General features: G+C 60.9%; 14 protein-coding genes. 5 read left to right on the top strand and 9 right to left on the bottom strand.

Annotated features, from left to right (window positions below; translation table 11 throughout):
- Positions 1-150: 150 nt before the first annotated feature.
- Positions 151-1188 carry an Ldh family oxidoreductase gene (locus tag ATI14_RS24635; protein WP_016970831.1) on the top strand — a complete coding sequence of 346 codons (1038 nt, stop codon included), beginning with the start codon at positions 151-153 and terminating at the stop codon, positions 1186-1188.
- 50 nt (positions 1189-1238) lie between these two features.
- On the opposite strand, the gene ATI14_RS24630 is transcribed toward ATI14_RS24635, so the two are convergent.
- Entirely contained in the window at positions 1239-1559 is a 321-nt protein-coding gene (locus tag ATI14_RS24630) for an ElaB/YgaM/YqjD family protein (protein WP_003217958.1), read from the bottom strand.
- A gap of 163 nt (positions 1560-1722) precedes the next feature.
- Between ATI14_RS24630 and ATI14_RS24625 the strand changes: the two genes are divergently transcribed.
- Together ATI14_RS24625 and ATI14_RS24620 are read left to right on the top strand one after the other, a co-directional pair.
- Positions 1723-1977, top strand: coding sequence for a hypothetical protein (locus tag ATI14_RS24625; protein ID WP_016970832.1), 255 nt, complete (start codon positions 1723-1725; stop codon positions 1975-1977).
- A gap of 153 nt (positions 1978-2130) precedes the next feature.
- Positions 2131-3057: a carbon-nitrogen hydrolase family protein gene (locus ATI14_RS24620; protein WP_016970833.1), complete on the top strand. Its 927-nt coding sequence runs from the start codon at positions 2131-2133 to the stop codon at positions 3055-3057.
- Between the two features lie 109 nt (positions 3058-3166).
- Here the strand turns inward: ATI14_RS24620 and ATI14_RS24615 are convergent, their stop codons facing one another.
- Genes ATI14_RS24615 through ATI14_RS24605 form a run of 3 tightly spaced genes read right to left on the bottom strand, consistent with a single transcriptional unit; the run spans position 3167 to position 5625 of the window.
- On the bottom strand, positions 3167-3718 hold the full coding sequence (locus tag ATI14_RS24615) for a GNAT family N-acetyltransferase (RefSeq protein WP_016970834.1): 552 nt from the start codon (positions 3716-3718) through the stop codon (positions 3167-3169).
- Positions 3719-3723: 5 nt separating this feature from the next.
- A complete protein-coding gene (locus ATI14_RS24610) occupies positions 3724-4185 on the bottom strand; it encodes an LEA/WHy family protein (RefSeq protein WP_016970835.1) in 462 nt (153 codons plus the stop codon).
- 12 nt (positions 4186-4197) lie between these two features.
- Entirely contained in the window at positions 4198-5625 is a 1428-nt protein-coding gene (locus ATI14_RS24605; RefSeq protein WP_016970836.1) for a nucleobase:cation symporter-2 family protein, read from the bottom strand.
- Positions 5626-5860: 235 nt separating this feature from the next.
- Here ATI14_RS24605 and ATI14_RS24600 point away from each other — a divergent pair, with 235 nt between their 5' ends.
- Complete coding sequence (locus ATI14_RS24600; protein WP_016970837.1) at positions 5861-7486, top strand: methyl-accepting chemotaxis protein; 1626 nt, start codon at positions 5861-5863, stop codon at positions 7484-7486.
- A gap of 67 nt (positions 7487-7553) precedes the next feature.
- Here the strand turns inward: ATI14_RS24600 and ATI14_RS24595 are convergent, their stop codons facing one another.
- The 5 genes from ATI14_RS24595 to ATI14_RS24575 all read right to left on the bottom strand — a co-directional run bounded on the left by ATI14_RS24595 (position 7554) and on the right by ATI14_RS24575 (position 12692).
- Positions 7554-8531: a 2-hydroxyacid dehydrogenase gene (locus ATI14_RS24595; protein ID WP_016970838.1), complete on the bottom strand. Its 978-nt coding sequence runs from the start codon at positions 8529-8531 to the stop codon at positions 7554-7556.
- Positions 8528-9820 (bottom strand): MFS transporter, encoded by a 1293-nt coding sequence (locus tag ATI14_RS24590; protein ID WP_016970839.1) that lies wholly within the window; start codon positions 9818-9820, stop codon positions 8528-8530. The genes ATI14_RS24595 and ATI14_RS24590 overlap by 4 nt, the downstream gene beginning before the upstream one ends.
- 48 nt (positions 9821-9868) lie before the next feature.
- The gene (locus ATI14_RS24585; protein ID WP_016970840.1) at positions 9869-10810 is read right to left on the bottom strand and encodes a sugar kinase; all 942 of its coding nucleotides are present in this window, start codon (positions 10808-10810) and stop codon (positions 9869-9871) included.
- On the bottom strand, positions 10803-11585 hold the full coding sequence (locus ATI14_RS24580) for a sugar phosphate isomerase/epimerase family protein (protein ID WP_016970841.1): 783 nt from the start codon (positions 11583-11585) through the stop codon (positions 10803-10805). Before ATI14_RS24580 ends, ATI14_RS24585 begins: the two co-directional genes overlap by 8 nt.
- Positions 11586-11669: 84 nt before the next feature.
- The gene (locus ATI14_RS24575; protein ID WP_016970842.1) at positions 11670-12692 is read right to left on the bottom strand and encodes a LacI family DNA-binding transcriptional regulator; all 1023 of its coding nucleotides are present in this window, start codon (positions 12690-12692) and stop codon (positions 11670-11672) included.
- A gap of 246 nt (positions 12693-12938) precedes the next feature.
- Here ATI14_RS24575 and ATI14_RS24570 point away from each other — a divergent pair, with 246 nt between their 5' ends.
- The gene (locus ATI14_RS24570; protein WP_231124401.1) at positions 12939-14891 is read left to right on the top strand and encodes a hypothetical protein; all 1953 of its coding nucleotides are present in this window, start codon (positions 12939-12941) and stop codon (positions 14889-14891) included.
- Positions 14892-14963: the final 72 nt, after the last annotated feature.

Genomic DNA, 14963 nt, shown 5'->3' with positions numbered 1-14963 from the left:
ACTTACGGGCAGGCTAGGGCGGTGAAGGGGCAGGCAAGCGGTAGATATTTGCCGTAACCGCCATTGACAGCAGGCGCGGGCCGCGTTGTTTAATCACAGGTCTGGATTTCACAGCCGTAGCCCCTTCCAATCATAAAATCGGAGCTTCAGATGTCTGCCCAGTCCCAGGTAGTTGACAGTTCGACCGCCCTCATCGGTTTTGCCGAACTGGTGGCGTTGCTCCAGGCAATCTTTGTCAGCCACGGCACTTCGCCCGAAGTGGCCGCGGTCCTCGCGCACAATTGCGCCAGCGCCGAACGCGACGGCGCCCATAGCCATGGCGTGTTTCGTATTCCCGGTTACCTGAGCACCCTTGCCAGTGGCTGGGTGAATGGCAAAGCCACGCCGGTGATCACCGATGTTGCATCGGGCTTTGTGCGAGTGGACGCCTGCAACGGGTTTGCTCAACCGGCGCTGGAGGCCGCACGTCCGTTGCTGGTGGAAAAGGCCCGCAATGCAGGCATCGCCCTGCTGGCGATTCACAATTCCCACCACTTCGCCGCGCTGTGGCCGGATGTCGAGCCCTTCGCCGAAGAAGGCCTGGTGGCGCTGAGCGTGGTCAACAGCATGACCTGCGTGGTGCCCCACGGCGCCGACCGGCCGCTGTTCGGTACCAACCCCATCGCATTTGCCGCGCCACGCGCCGATGGCCTGCCCATCGTGTTTGACCTGGCGACCAGTGCCATCGCCCACGGTGACGTGCAAATTGCCGCACGCAAGGGCGAGCGCCTGCCGCCGGGCATGGGCGTCGATAGCCTTGGCCAACCGACCCAGGACCCCAAGGCCGTGCTCGAAGGCGGCGCGCTGCTGCCGTTCGGCGGGCACAAGGGCTCGGCGCTGTCGATGATGGTCGAGCTGCTGGCCGCCGCCTTGACGGGCGGCCATTTCTCTTTCGAATTCAACTGGGCCGATCACCCGGGGGCGCGTACGCCCTGGACCGGTCAGTTGGTGATTGTGATCGACCCGAGCAAAACCGCCGGGCAAAGCTTTGCCGAGCGCAGCCAGGAATTGGTGCGGCAGATGCATGCGGCGGGGTTGCGGCGTTTGCCGGGGGATCGTCGGCATCGCACGCGGGCGAAGTCGGATGAGCAGGGTATCGAGGTAGATGCTGAGGAACTGGCGCGGCTGCGGGACTTGGCGGGGCAGTAAAACGCTTTCAATAAAAGCGGCTGCGCCAGGGCTGGCGCAGCCGCCATCGATCAGTTGCGACGGCCCAGCAACAGGCCAACGACCAGGCCGAAGCCTGCGGAAATCGCTACGGTCTGCCACGGGTGGCCACCGATATAGGTTTCAGTGGCGTCCACCACCGGCTTGCTGCGCTCGCGCACATTGGACACCGAATCCAGGGCTTGCTTGAGTTTGATGGCAACCTGCTCGCGCAGGGTTTCGCCTTCTTCGCCTACCAGCGAAGCGCTGCTTTTGAGCAGTTTGTCTGATTCTTCGATCAGCGCCGTCAGTTCACTGAAGGCTTGATCCTTGATTTGATCTTCGACGGCTTGGGCGGCAGATTTGCGGGCCATTGTGTGACTCCTTGCAGGTGAATGTGACAGTGAACAATGGAGTGTCGGGCGTCGCCAAAAGTTGCAGTTTTTTTGCCGCAGGTAAAACCTGCACGAAATCCGGATCAGGAAACGGTGACCTACAGTGTAAGATGTCACCTATTTGTGCAGCAGGAAATTCCACATGAGCTTCAATCTCGCCAACAAAACCCTCGCCGAACGCGCCGAGCTGGAAGATGAAAAGTCCCGCCTCTACGACCTGTGGCAAACCAACCTGGGCAAGGCCAAGGGGGAAGCGGCGCGGTTGTTCGGCGAACGCGCCAAGCGCAAGGGCAAGTGGGCCGAGTGGGTCCGCGCCGAGCTTGATGGCATGACGCCGCCGGAGTTCTCCAACATGGTGCGCAGCGAGGTCAACAAGCTCATGGCGGCAGCGAAGTAAAAACTGCCACAGTCGCCTTGCGCAGCGTTTCAGCGGGTTCAGGCCAACCTGTGTGATATTTATTTGGCTTATATCATTTAGAACTGAATCGATCTTTATTCACGCTTGAGGCCGGCCGGAGAATGAGCAACCTCATTTTCAGGAGTAAGCGTGATGGCAGTTTCGACGGTAGCGGCGTTGCAGATTGGCTCTTTGCCGGGTGGCAAGGCTGACACCCTGGCGCAGATTCTGGCCTATGAAGACGAAATTCTGCGCAGCGGTGCGCAATTGGTGGTGATGCCCGAGGCATTGTTGGGCGGCTATCCCAAGGGCGAGGCATTCGGTACGCAGCTGGGCTATCGCCTGCCGGAGGGCCGTGAAGCCTTCGCACGCTATTTTGCCAATGCCATCGACGTGCTTGGCGCCGAGACGGATGCACTGGCCGGGTTGTCCTCGCGCACCGGCGCCAGCCTGGTGGTGGGCGTGATCGAACGCAGTGGCAGCACCTTGTATTGCACCGTGCTGTATTTCGAACCGGCGGGCGGGCTGGTGGCCAAGCACCGCAAACTCATGCCCACTGGTACTGAACGGCTGATCTGGGGCAAGGGTGATGGCTCGACCTTGCCCGTCGTCGACACCGCCGTGGGGCGTATCGGGGGGGCGGTGTGCTGGGAAAACATGATGCCGCTGCTGCGTACGGCGATGTACGCCAAGGGCGTGGAAGTGTGGTGCGCACCCACGGTGGACGAGCGTGAGATGTGGCAGGTGAGCATGCGCCATGTGGCCCACGAAGGCCGCTGTTTTGTGGTCAGCGCGTGCCAGGTGCAGGCGTCACCCCGGGCGCTGGGCCTGGACGTGGCGAACTGGCCGGCCGAGCGGCCCTTGATTGCCGGCGGCAGCGTGATCATCGGCCCTATGGGTGACATCCTCGCCGGGCCGCTGCTGGGTGAAGCCGGGTTGTTGACGGCGCAGATCGATACCGACGAATTGGTGCGCGCGCGGTATGACTATGACGTGGTCGGCCATTACGCGCGGCCGGATGTGTTTGAGCTGACCGTGGACGAACGCGCCAAACCGGGCGTGCGCTATATCACTGACTGAAACACAATCAAAAATGTGGGAGCTGGCTTGCCTGCGATAGCGGTGTGTCAGCTTGGCCATCCTTGACTGATACACCGCTATCGCAGGCAAGCTGCTCCCACAGTTGATCTCATTGTTTGGGAGATTTTGATGCCAACCACTCTTCCCGGGTTATTTCCCAGATATCCCGCGGGAAGTCACCTCCCACAAAGTGGCCTTCTTCTGTCCTGATCAAGCGCATGCCCGTGCGCTCGGAAATCCGTCGCGAGCCCAGGTTGGGTGCCGCCTTGGGCGCGCGCAGCACAGGGCGCTTGAGCACCTCAAACCAGTAATCGGTCACCGCCGCGCTGGCTTCGCCCGCCAAACCCTGGCCTTGCCATTGCGGGCCCAGCCAGAAGCCGCGATGGTCATCCTGTTCGTCCGTCAGGCAGATACAGCCAATCAACTGTTGCGGCGCACTTTTGAGGCGGATCGACCAGTGCCAATGCTCACCTCGCGCCATGGCCGGCAAGGCGACCTGTTCCAGATAAGTGCGGGCGCCGTCGGCCGGGTAGGGCCAGGGCACCTCGTTGTTGAGGTAACGCACCACTTCCCAATGCGCAAATTGCTGTTGGGTAGCCTCGGCGTCGTCCAGGGTCAGCGGGCGCAGAATCAATCGTTCAGTGAACAAGGTCGGCTGCATGGTCTTCACCAGCTCGCCGTATTCGGCAAATCCAGCGTGCCACGGTCCACAAAGCGCATGGTGCCGAACAGCCCGCCCGCCAGCTTGCCGCGCAGGGTGTAGGGCAGGTTGTTCAGGCTTTGGGTCTGGCTCAGGCCGAGGGTTTGGCGCAGCACGGAAAATGCCGAAACGCTGACCGGCACTGTAAGAACAGTCTCGGAAAAACGTGGGATGGAGCCTGCCTGATCACTCACCCCGGACGCCAGCGGTCGGCCGTTGACTTCCAGGTCCAGGGCCACGCCGCTGTAGTCGATCGCCGTTTCATTGGGGTTCTGCACCCGCAGCTTCACGGCGAAGCGCACTTCCAGGTCCTGGCTCTGCAGGGGCTCGATGCCCACTACGTTGATATTCACCGGGTCACGGTTGGGGAACAGCGCGCAGGCGCTCAAGGTCAGCAGCAGTAACGATAGAACCATGAGCTTGCGCATTGAAAGTTGCTCCTATTTCGTGACGTCCGGGTCCTGCATCACTTTGAGGGTAGAGGACTCCGGATCAAATTCATCTTCTTCCAGCTCTATGAACTCTTCCGGCAGGAAAATGTTCAGCACGATGGCACAGAACGCGCCTACGGTGATCGGCGATTCAAAGATGTTGTGCAACGCCTTGGGCAGTTCGCGCAGCACTTCCGGCACGGCAGCGACGCCCAGGCCCATCCCCAGGGAGATCGCCACGATCAGCACGTTACGGCGGTGCAGCCCGGCTTCGGCCAGAATCTTGATGCCCGCCACGGCGACGGTGCCGAACATGATCAGGGTCGCGCCGCCCAACACCGGCTTGGGCATCAGTTGCAGCACCGCGCCGATCATCGGGAACAGTCCCAGCAACACCAGCAGGCCGGCGATGAAGTAGGCGACGTAGCGGCTGGCCACGCCGGTCAACTGGATCACGCCGTTGTTCTGGGCGAAGGTCACCATCGGCAGGCTGTTGAAGGTGGCGGCCATCGCCGAGTTGAGGCCGTCGGCCAGCAGGCCCGACTTGATGCGCTTGATGTACAGCGGGCCCTTGACCGGCTGTTGGGAAATCATCGAATTGGCGGTCAGGTCACCGGCCGCTTCCAGCGGTGAAATCAGGAAGATCACCGCCACCGGGATAAACGCCACCCAGTCGAACGAAAAGCCGTACTTGAACGGCACCGGCACGCTGATCAACGGCACCTGGGGCAGGGCGGCCAGATCCACACGGCCCAGCAGCCAGGCGACGACGAAGCCTAGGGTCAGGCCGATCACGATCGAACCCAGGCGCAGGAACGGGTTGTTGAAGCGGTTGAGCACCACGATGGTCAGCAGCACCAACGCGGCCAACCCCATGTTGCTCGCGGCGCCCAGGTCCTTGGCACCAAAGCCGCCGGCCATGTCGGTGACCGCCACCTTGATCAGCGACAGGCCCATCAAGGTAATGATGGTGCCGGTGACCACCGGGGTGATCAGCTTGCGCAGCTTGCCGATGAACTGGCTGAGCACCACTTCGATAAAGGCCGCGAAAAAGCAGATGCCAAAGATCGTCGAGAGAATTTCGTCGGTGCCGCCGCCCCGGGCCTTGACCATGAACCCGGCACTGAGAATCACGCTGATAAACGAAAAACTGGTGCCCTGCAGGCACAGCAGCCCGGAGCCGATCGGCCCGAACGTGCGCGCCTGCACAAAGGTGCCCAGGCCCGAGACGAACAGCGCCATGCTCACCAGATACGGCACTTCGCTTTCCAGGCCGAGCACCCCGCCGACGATCAAGGTGGGGGTGATGATGCCGACAAAACTCGCCAGCACATGCTGCAGCGCGGCAAAGATCGCTGCCGTGAAGTGCGGGCGGTCTTCCAGGCCGTAGATCAGGTCGGATTTATAGCGGGGGCGAGGAGCTTGAGCGTCAGACACAATGCGGGCCCGGGTCAGAAAAGGGAGGCGCAGGATGCCAGAAACTGCCGATCGTCAGAAGTGTAAAAAAATATTTATGGGGGGCCTGCGCAAAACCCCGGGCGCTGCCGATACCTCGTATAGGCCCACATTCCAACCATAACAGTGGTGACCAAAGGTCAGAACGGCGCGTTGACGCCGGCTGATCGTTTCGCGGCAGGGACGCTCGCAAACACTATTTCTGAGAGCATCCCCTATGTCCCTGCGTCAGCTGAATATTGCCCCACGAGCGTTTCTCGGTTTCGCGTTCATTGCCTTGTTAGTGGTGTTGCTGGGGGTGTTTGCGGTCAACCGCATGACGCAGATCCGCCAGTCGTCGGTGGACATGAGCGCCACGCAGCTGCCCAGCGTCACGTACCTGGGCAACATCACCGAAAACGTGCTGCGCCTGCGCATCCTGTCATTTCGCGTGTTGGTCAACCGTGAGCCGGCGGGCTTGCAGGAGGCCGAAACCCGCATGGGCGTGCTGACCGAAAAGGTCAAAACCGCCCAGGCCGGCTACGCGGTGTTGCCCGCCGGTACCGAGGAAGCGGCGCTGTACAAGACGTTCGTCAGCACGCTGGACAACTACCTCAAGGCGCAGGCCGAGATGCTGGCCTTGTCCAAGCAGAACAAGGTCGATGAGATGCGAGCCCTGATCAATACGCGCATCAAGGACGGCACCGACCTGATGGGCGAACAGTTGAACAAGCTGATCGCGATCAACGCAGCCGACGCCAAAGACGCCGACACCGAAGCCGGTGCCAGCTATCAAGGCGCGATTACCGGGGTGATTGTGTTCGCGGTCGCCGCCGCCTTGCTCACCGTGCTGCTCGCCTGGTTGCTGACCCGCAGCATCGTCACGCCGCTGCGCAAAGCTGTGGAAGTGGCCGAAACCATTGCCGGCGGCAACCTCAGCAAAACCATCGAGGACGACGGCAAGGACGAACCTGCGCGCTTGCTCGGCGCCCTGGCCGCGATGCAGGCCAACCTGCGCCAGACCATCCAGCACATTGCCGGCTCGGCCACGCAGCTGGCCTCTGCCGCCGAAGAACTGAGCGCGGTCACCGAAGAAGCCTCCAAAGGCTTGCAGCAGCAGAACAACGAAATCGATCAGGCCGCCACGGCGGTTAATGAAATGACAGCGGCGGTGGAAGAAGTGGCGCGCAATGCGGTGTCCACCTCCGAGGCGTCGAGCCAGTCGAACCAGGCGGCCCGCGAAGGGCGCGACCGGGTGGTGGAAACCGTCGGCGCGATCCAGACCATGACCCAGGATGTGCAAAACACGGCGGTGCTGATTGAAGGCCTGGCGTCCCAGGGCCGCGACATCGGCAAAGTGCTCGACGTGATCCGCGCGATTGCCGAGCAGACCAACCTGCTGGCGCTCAACGCGGCGATTGAGGCGGCGCGGGCCGGTGAAGCCGGGCGCGGTTTTGCGGTAGTGGCGGACGAAGTGCGGGCACTCGCCCACCGCACCGCGCAGTCGACCCAGGAAATCGAGAAGATGGTCGCCGGCATCCAGAACGGCACCGGCGAGGCGGTGCAGTCGATGCAACAGAGCAATCAGCGCACGCAAAACACCCTGGAAATGGCCCGCGCGGCTGGTGTGGCGCTGGAGCAGATCACCCAGTCCATCAGCCTGATCAACGAGCGCAACCTGGTGATCGCCAGCGCCTCGGAAGAGCAGGCCCAGGTGTCCCGTGAAGTGGACCGCAACCTGGTGAACATTCGCGACCTGGCAACCCTGTCGGCCGCCGGCGCCAACCAGACCAGCGCGGCCAGCCATGAGCTGTCGCGTTTGGCGGTGGATTTGAACGCCATGGTGGCCAGGTTTGTGATCTGACAGTCGCAGACTCTCAACTGTTGAACTGGCTTGCCTGGAAACTGGCTTGTGTGGGGTGTGTCAGGAACTAGGGTTTCCAGGCAGTGGGGTTGACCAGGTTTTTCGGCTTCTCCCCGGCCAACGCCTGCAACAGATTATCCACCGCACACCTGGCCATCGCTTCGCGCGTCTCATGGGTCGCCGAGCCGATGTGCGGCGTGGCCACCACATTGTTCAGGCGCAACAACGGCGAGTCATGATTCAACGGCTCGCGCTCGAACACATCCAACCCTGCCGCCCGAATGATGCGTTGCTGCAAGGCTTCGACCAACGCCACTTCGTCCACCACCTTGCCGCGCGAAATGTTGATAAAGATCGTCTGCGGCCCCATCAGCGCGAACTCTTCGGCGCCGATCAGCTTCTCGGTTTCAGCCGTCAGCGGCAGGGTCAGGCAGACGAAATCGGCTTCCTTGAGCAATTCCGCCAGGCTGCGGTATTGCGCGCCAAACCGCGCTTCAACCTGGGGTTTGGGCGAATGGCTGTGGTAGATCACCGGCATGCCAAATCCGAAATGCCCGCGCTGGGCCAGGGCTTCGCCGATTCGGCCCATGCCGATGATGCCCAGGGTTTTGCCGTGCACGTCGGTGCCGAAGTGCGCCGGGCCGATGTTTTTGCTCCATTGGCCGGCGCGCACCATGTCGGCCAGTTCCACCACGCGCCGTGCGGTGGCCAGAATCAGCGCGAAGCCGGTGTCGGCGGTGGTTTCGGTGAGCACGTCCGGGGTGTTGCTGAGCAGAATGCCGCGTGCCGTCAAGTAGTCGATGTCGTAGTTGTCGACCCCCACGGAGACGCTGGCCACGGCCTCCAGATGGGGCGCCAGGTCGAGCAGTGTGGCGTCCAGGCGCAGGCTGGCGCCGAGCAGGCCGTGGGCGCTGGGCAGGGCGTCGCGCAGTTTGGCCAGGCCGGTGTCGTCCAGTGCTTCGATCAGGGTGACGTCGACCTGTTCATGCAGACGCGCCATCAACGGTGCGGAAAGTTTTTTGTAGAGTACGACAGACTTTTTCATGAGGTTTTTACCTTCAACTCCAGGGTTGGCACCCGTACGCGGTCGCTGGCGCCGGGTTTGAGGAAAATCGTGAGCACCACCGACAGCAGCAGCGCGCCGCTCATCAGCAGGTACGAAGCGCCGGGCGAGCCGGTGCTGCTATTGAGGTAACCCACCAGCCAGGAGCCGCCGAACGAGCCGAGGGCACCCATGCTGTTGATCAGTGCCATGGCGCCACCGGCCACATTGGCCGGCAAAATTTCCGGCACGATGGCAAAAAACGGCCCGTAAGGCGCGTACATGCAGGCCCCGGCGATCACCAGCAGGCTGTAGGACCACCAGAAATGTTCGGCGCCCAGCACGTAAGAGGCATAGAAGGCGATGGAGGCGATCAGCAGCGGCGGCCACACAAAACGTTTACGTTTTTGCAGCTTGTCTGAACCCCACGACACCGCGAGCATGCCGATCACCGCCGCCAGGTACGGCAGCGCCGAGAGCCAGCCGGCCTCAACCATGTCCATCTGCAAACCGGCCTTGAGGATCGACGGCAGCCACAGCACAAAGCCATACACGCCGATACTCCAGCAGAAAAACTGCAGCGCCAGAATGATCACCTTGGGCGAGCGGAAGGCCTCGGCGTAATTCTTCACTGCTTTGATCCCGACTTGCTCGGCGGCGAGAGCGCTTTCCAGGTCGTGTTTCTCGGTGTCGCTCAGCCACTTGGCATTCGCCGGTTTTTCATCCGCCAGCTTCCACCAGATAAACGCCCAGATCACCGCCGGCAAGCCTTCGATGATAAACATCCAGCGCCAGCTGAAATGCTGCACCAGGTAGCCCGAGACCACTGACATCCACAGCATGGTCACCGGGTTGCCGAGGATCAGGAAGGTGTTGGCCCGTGAGCGTTCGGCGCGGGTGAACCAGTGGCACAGGTACACCAGCATCGCCGGCATCACCGCGGCTTCGACCACGCCGAGCATGAAGCGGATGGCGATCAGCATGTAGGCGTTGGACACCACACCGGTCAGGGTGGCCAGGCCGCCCCACAGAATCAGGCTGACAAAAATCAGCTTTTTGACGCTGCGTTTTTGCGCGTAAATCGCCCCCGGCACCTGGAAGAAAAAGTAGCCGAGGAAAAACAGGGCGCCCAACAGTGACGACATGCCGGGGGTGATCATCAGGTCTTCGGCCATCCCGGAGGCGGCCGCGAAGCCGTAGTTGGCGCGGTCCAGGTAGGCCAGGCTGTAAGTGATAAACACGATGGGCATGATGTACCACCAACGGCGGGTGGCGAGTTTCAGCGTTTGCATGGGGTGGCTCCTGAGCTTGTTGTAGTTGTGGCAACAGGTAGTGGTGGGTCAGGCAACGGATCGGCCGGGCAGCTCCGCGCGCGTGGGCAGGCCTTCCATATCGCCACGGCTCTGCACGGCACGGCTGCCGATCCAGTTGCCGCGCTGTACCGCTTCGGGAAAGCTGAGGTTTTCCAGCAGGGCACTGACCATGCCTACGGCAAAACCGTCGCCGGCGCCCACGGTGTCCACCACCTTTTCCACCGGCACAGCGGCGATGAAGCCCTGGTCCATATGGGTGCGGTAGTAGGCGCCGTCCGCGCCGAGCTTGATGGCCACGGCTTCGGCGCCCTGGTCCAGGTAAAACGCGGCAATGTCCGCCGGGTCGTCGAAACCGGTGAGCAGGCGGCCTTCGCCCAGGCCCGGCAATACCCAATCGGCCAATGCCGCGAGGGCGTTGATTTCGCGGATCATCTGCGCTTCGCTAGCCCACAGCGAGGGGCGCAGGTTGGGGTCGAAAGAGACGCTGCGCCCGGCGCCGCGCATTTGCGTCATCAATTCCACGGACAACTCACGGGTGGCCTCGGACAGCGCCGGCGGAATCCCGGTGGCGTGCAGGTGCCGCGCCTGCAACAGCGCCGGGCTGATGGCCGCGATGGACAAATGGCTGGCCGCCGAGCCTTTGCGGAAATATTCCACCTGAGGGTCGGCGCCGGCTTCTTCGCGGGACTTGAACTGAAAGCCGGTGGGGTGCAGCGGGTCGACGGCCACATGGCGGCAGTCCAGGCCTTCGCTTTTCAGCGTATCGACCACAAACCGGCCCAGCGAGTCATTGCCTACACGGCTCAGCCAGGCCACGTTGAACCCCAGGCGCGACAAGCCGATGGCGACATTGCTGTCAGCCCCGGCAATGCGCTTGTGAAACTGCGCCACCTGGGCCAGGTCGCCGGTCTGCTCGGCGACAAACATCGCCATGGTTTCACCAAACGACAGGATATCGATCTCAGACATGGGCATTCTCCGCACGGGGCTGGCCAAGGAGGGCGAGGGCGGCCACCTGTTGCGCGGTGACCGCGATCAGGTCATCGCCCTGCAACGGGAATTCCACGGCCCGGGTAATTCCTTGAGTCATATGTTTAAGCAGTTGTTCCCACAGATGCAGGTCGGTGGCGCCGGGCGGCAGCGCCACCAGCTTGCCGTCCGCCCGGCGCGCCACGGCCTTGCAATGCAGGTAATCCACATGGCGGCCCAGCAGGCGTGCGGCGGTGAGGGCGGACTGGTCTTGCCACTGCCAGTTGCCGATGTCGAAGGTCATTTTCACCGGCAGGCCCAGGCGCTCGACGTCGCTGAAAAACCGTTGCATCGGCTCGATGCGTCCGCCGTGCAGGGTCTGGTCGTTTTCCACCAGTAACTGGACCGGGTGACGGCCGAGCAGGGCGTGCAGGCTTTGCAGGTCGTTCGTATCGGTGAAGTAGCCGAGGGAGACTTTCAGCCAGCGCGAACCGAACGTTCGCGCGCGATCCAGGGTTGCACCCAGTTCGGCATTGGGCTGGGCGCGCCCGGCGACCCACAGTTCCAGGGGCGAGGAAAACACCGATTCAAGGCCATGCTTGTCGGCGGCTCGCGCCAGGAGGGTCGGTTGCTCGGTGGTCAGCAGTTCTTCGCGCCATTCGATGCGTTGGGCGCCGGCAGCGCTGAGCAACTCGACAAAACTCAGCTGGCCCTGCTCGCGAACCAGGTCGGCGCCGTAGCTGGATAGGCTGATGGAGACGGGGTATTTATGCATTGTTGTTTACCTCTGAAACCGGTTTCATTTTTTCACGCAAACAATCATCAATGTGGGCGCTGGCTTGCCTGCGATAGCGGACAGTCAGGAAGGTCGGTGCCCACAGGTTGAGCCGCGAACAATCAGTTGCGGCAGGAAATCCAGGGTGCGCGTCGGCGCATCGTCACCGCGCAAGCGTTTGAGCAGGCAGTCGAACGCACTGGCACCAATGGCTTCGGTGGGTTGGGCGAGGGCGGTAATGCCGTTGCCCACCAAGGGGTACCAGTCCAGGTCGTCGAGGGCGATCAGGCCGATGTCGTCAAACAGGTTGCAGCCCAGGTTTTTCAGGGCGCGGGTGCAGGCCAGTGCGGTGATGCCGTTGGCGCAGAACAGCGCTTTGGGGCCCGCCTTGGCAACAAAGACTTTGAGGTTGTGTTCCAGCGTGGCGTCGAGTTCCAGCACGACGCCGGTCATCCCGGCGCGGCGGGCCATCTCGGCCTTGAAGCTCTGTTGGCGCTCCAGGCGTGAGCTGGTGCCGTCATTGGCTTCGGTCACCATCAGTACCTCGCGGTAGCCCTGTTGCTGCAGGTGGTCCACGGCGATGCGGACGGCGGCGGGGTTATCCAGACCCACCAGGTCGCTGTGCAGCGGGGCAATTTTACGGTCCACCAGGACGAGCGGCATTTCGCGCTGCAATTCCAGCAGTTGCTCGAGGTGATGGCCGAGGGTGTTCACGATCAACCCTTCGATGTTGTACGAACGCAGTGCAGCCAGATGCTGGCGCTCTTGCTCGTCATCGCGGTCGGTGTTGCACACCACCAGGCTATAGCCGTGTTGACGGCAGGCGGTTTCGACGCCGTGCATCACGGCAATGGAATAGGGGTTGCGAATGTCGGCAACGAGCATGCCGATCAAACGCGTGCGCCCGCGTTTCAGGCCGCGGGCCATCTGGTTGGGACGATAGCCGAGCTCGTTGATGGCCTGCTCGATGCGCAGCGCAATGGCGTCTGAGAGCAGGGCGCGGTCATCGCCGATAAAGCGCGACACGCTGGCTTTGGAGACGCCGGCGCGCTCGGCCACATCAAGCATGGTCACGCGGCTGCGCTGGGCGGCAGAAAAAGTGGTCACGGCAGCAGGCCTTTCTTATTGGAGGTTGTGAGCATTGAAACCGGTTTCAGGAAACCTCAATGCGGCAAACCCGTCAAGTGTATTTCTGATGACTGGAGCAAGGGAGTTTCCCGTAAACCCCGACGAATGGCGGTCGTACCTGTTAGTTCTGACAGTATCCGAGGGCCGTGATTGGGTATTCAATCAAGGCTAAACCGATCAGCCTAACGCGCCAGCCGATGCGATGTTGATATTCTGGAGACATACATGAGCAGCCCTTCAAGCGGCACTACAGCGACCACGAAGGTTACGGGTTTAAACGCCTTGCCGACATTACCTGCGCTTGAAGTGGAAGGGCGATTGCCGAGTGGGGTCATTCCAACCGCGCTGTTATTTGCAGACCTGAAGGTCAAGTTAAATGCGCCTTGGGGATTTTTACCTCAGTTGGGTGAAACCGATTATTTTGAGGTGATATGGCACGTTCTAGGAAGTGTACCGTTTGACCTTCCTGCGAAACCCCTCGACGGGCCGATTACCGCCGCTGATTTTCCTCTTGAGCAGACTATTCCCCAGGCGTACTTTCAAAATAATAACAAGGTGCTGGTCTCATACCGTATACGCAACTTGTTCGAAGACAGCCTGGTATTTGAGACTTCTTCACCCGTGGAGGTGATCTTTGACCGCAGGTCGCCAGGGGAAAACCAGACGCTTAAAGCACCACTGTTTCACACCGATCCCATCAGTGAACTCGACTTGAGCACTAACGCGACGCTCGCTGTTGAAGTGCCAGGCGATTATTCAGGTCGTGCCCTTAATGATGAGGTCCTGCTTTACTTTATGAACAGTAATGCCCTGCCCACCGGCCTGCCCGTACACGCGCAGGTATTTGCGGTGACTGCCGGCTCAATGATTCTAAACGTACCCGTGGCGGAGTTTCGCAAGTTTGCGGCCTTTCCAGAAATTTATGCGTGTTACAAGTTAAAGGATGAAGCCGGCAATATCGGTAATCAATTTTCCTTGTTGGGCCGTGTTGCGCTCAATCTCACCCCGCCCGTAACGGGATTGCTCCCGCCTGAAGTGCCCGCGTTTGAGTTCAAAAAACTTCTGGTGCGAGAGGACGCGCGCAATATTGTGTCGTTCACCGTAAAACCCTATGGCAACCCGATGGCCGGGGATATCTGTATTCCTGAATTGAACGGCGTCAAACTTGCGCCTCTGCCTGTGACATCGCTGCCTTTATCCGGCCAATTTAAATGGACCGAACTGATCGCCAACGGCTCCGACCTTCAACGCAAAGACAATGTGACTTTTCGCTACTATATCCGGCGGGCCGCCGACCTGGCGGGCCCCGGTGAACGGTCGCCACTGAAATTGCTGAATATGGATTTCACCGTCTTCGGGCGTGATCATAATCTGGCGCCGGCGCTCCTCAATGTGTTGCTGGACCTGGTAAATCTGTTTGGTGCGGTGTCCCAAGTCGCCAACCGCCTGGACATCCGCGACGTCAACCTGCCCGTCACAGCTTCCGTTGTTTTGCCTGCGAATCCGAAACTCGGTGACAGCCTCTCGCTGTTCTTCGCAGGTCAGGCGACGCCAGTAGCAACCTATAAAGTCAAGCCGGGTGACGTGGGGGGCGTGATCGTAAACTTTGACAATTCCATTCCCTGGGCAACGGTGACACAGGCACTTGGCGCCGGTGCGAGTTTGTCGGCCTATTACGTGACTGATAACGCTGTCAACCAGCAACAATCGGCCAGTCAGAGTGTGACGGCCACGATTGTGCCTCCTATTAACTTTCCACGCCCTGCATTTCCGCAATCATTACAGCACCCCAATAAGTATCTGGCGTGCAGTACGCAGCCACCCATCTGGGTAGAAGTTCAAATTGTAGTGACACCCGGTACAAACGTACTTCCGGGCGACGTGGTCACCGTCATCGTTCAAGGGTTTCTAAACTATCCGGACCGTAATCCGATTGCGTCGACTGCTCATACAATCAGCCACATATGGGGCAATTCGGAAACGGCCCATACGTTCCTGATAACGGATTATGAGAACTTCATCAGACCGCTCAGTGACTTTGCAGGGTTGTCGGCGAAATACAGTGTTAGCCGAAAGGGCGCTCTGGTGGGGACTTCAAGTGCAGCCTATGTACAAATCGATCGAAAATTCGCTGGTTCCGGGAAGTATTGCGGCCCGTTGGGAATAGGCCCCAAGTAAGCGGATGAAGCGAGATGGGAGTCACAGCGCATAGGGATTCTGCAAGTTGGTAGTTGGGCAGCTGTAGGCAGT

Source organism: Pseudomonas tolaasii NCPPB 2192 (assembly GCF_002813445.1).
In the GTDB taxonomy this organism is placed as follows: domain Bacteria; phylum Pseudomonadota; class Gammaproteobacteria; order Pseudomonadales; family Pseudomonadaceae; genus Aquipseudomonas; species Aquipseudomonas tolaasii.
This window is presented reverse-complemented; position numbering and strand designations above follow the sequence as displayed.

Bases quoted from the DNA above. Each gene is read 5' to 3' on its own strand.
- ATI14_RS24635 (WP_016970831.1), top strand. From the start codon at position 151: ATGTCTGCCCAGTCCCAGGTAGTTGACAGTTCGACCGCCCTCATCGGT.
- ATI14_RS24630 (WP_003217958.1), bottom strand. From the start codon at position 1,559: ATGGCCCGCAAATCTGCCGCCCAAGCCGTCGAAGATCAAATCAAGGAT.
- ATI14_RS24625 (WP_016970832.1), top strand. From the start codon at position 1,723: ATGAGCTTCAATCTCGCCAACAAAACCCTCGCCGAACGCGCCGAGCTG.
- ATI14_RS24620 (WP_016970833.1), top strand. From the start codon at position 2,131: ATGGCAGTTTCGACGGTAGCGGCGTTGCAGATTGGCTCTTTGCCGGGT.
- ATI14_RS24615 (WP_016970834.1), bottom strand. From the start codon at position 3,718: ATGCAGCCGACCTTGTTCACTGAACGATTGATTCTGCGCCCGCTGACC.
- ATI14_RS24610 (WP_016970835.1), bottom strand. From the start codon at position 4,185: ATGCGCAAGCTCATGGTTCTATCGTTACTGCTGCTGACCTTGAGCGCC.
- ATI14_RS24600 (WP_016970837.1), top strand. From the start codon at position 5,861: ATGTCCCTGCGTCAGCTGAATATTGCCCCACGAGCGTTTCTCGGTTTC.
- ATI14_RS24595 (WP_016970838.1), bottom strand. From the start codon at position 8,531: ATGAAAAAGTCTGTCGTACTCTACAAAAAACTTTCCGCACCGTTGATG.
- ATI14_RS24590 (WP_016970839.1), bottom strand. From the start codon at position 9,820: ATGCAAACGCTGAAACTCGCCACCCGCCGTTGGTGGTACATCATGCCC.
- ATI14_RS24585 (WP_016970840.1), bottom strand. From the start codon at position 10,810: ATGTCTGAGATCGATATCCTGTCGTTTGGTGAAACCATGGCGATGTTT.
- ATI14_RS24580 (WP_016970841.1), bottom strand. From the start codon at position 11,585: ATGCATAAATACCCCGTCTCCATCAGCCTATCCAGCTACGGCGCCGAC.
- ATI14_RS24570 (WP_231124401.1), top strand. From the start codon at position 12,939: ATGAGCAGCCCTTCAAGCGGCACTACAGCGACCACGAAGGTTACGGGT.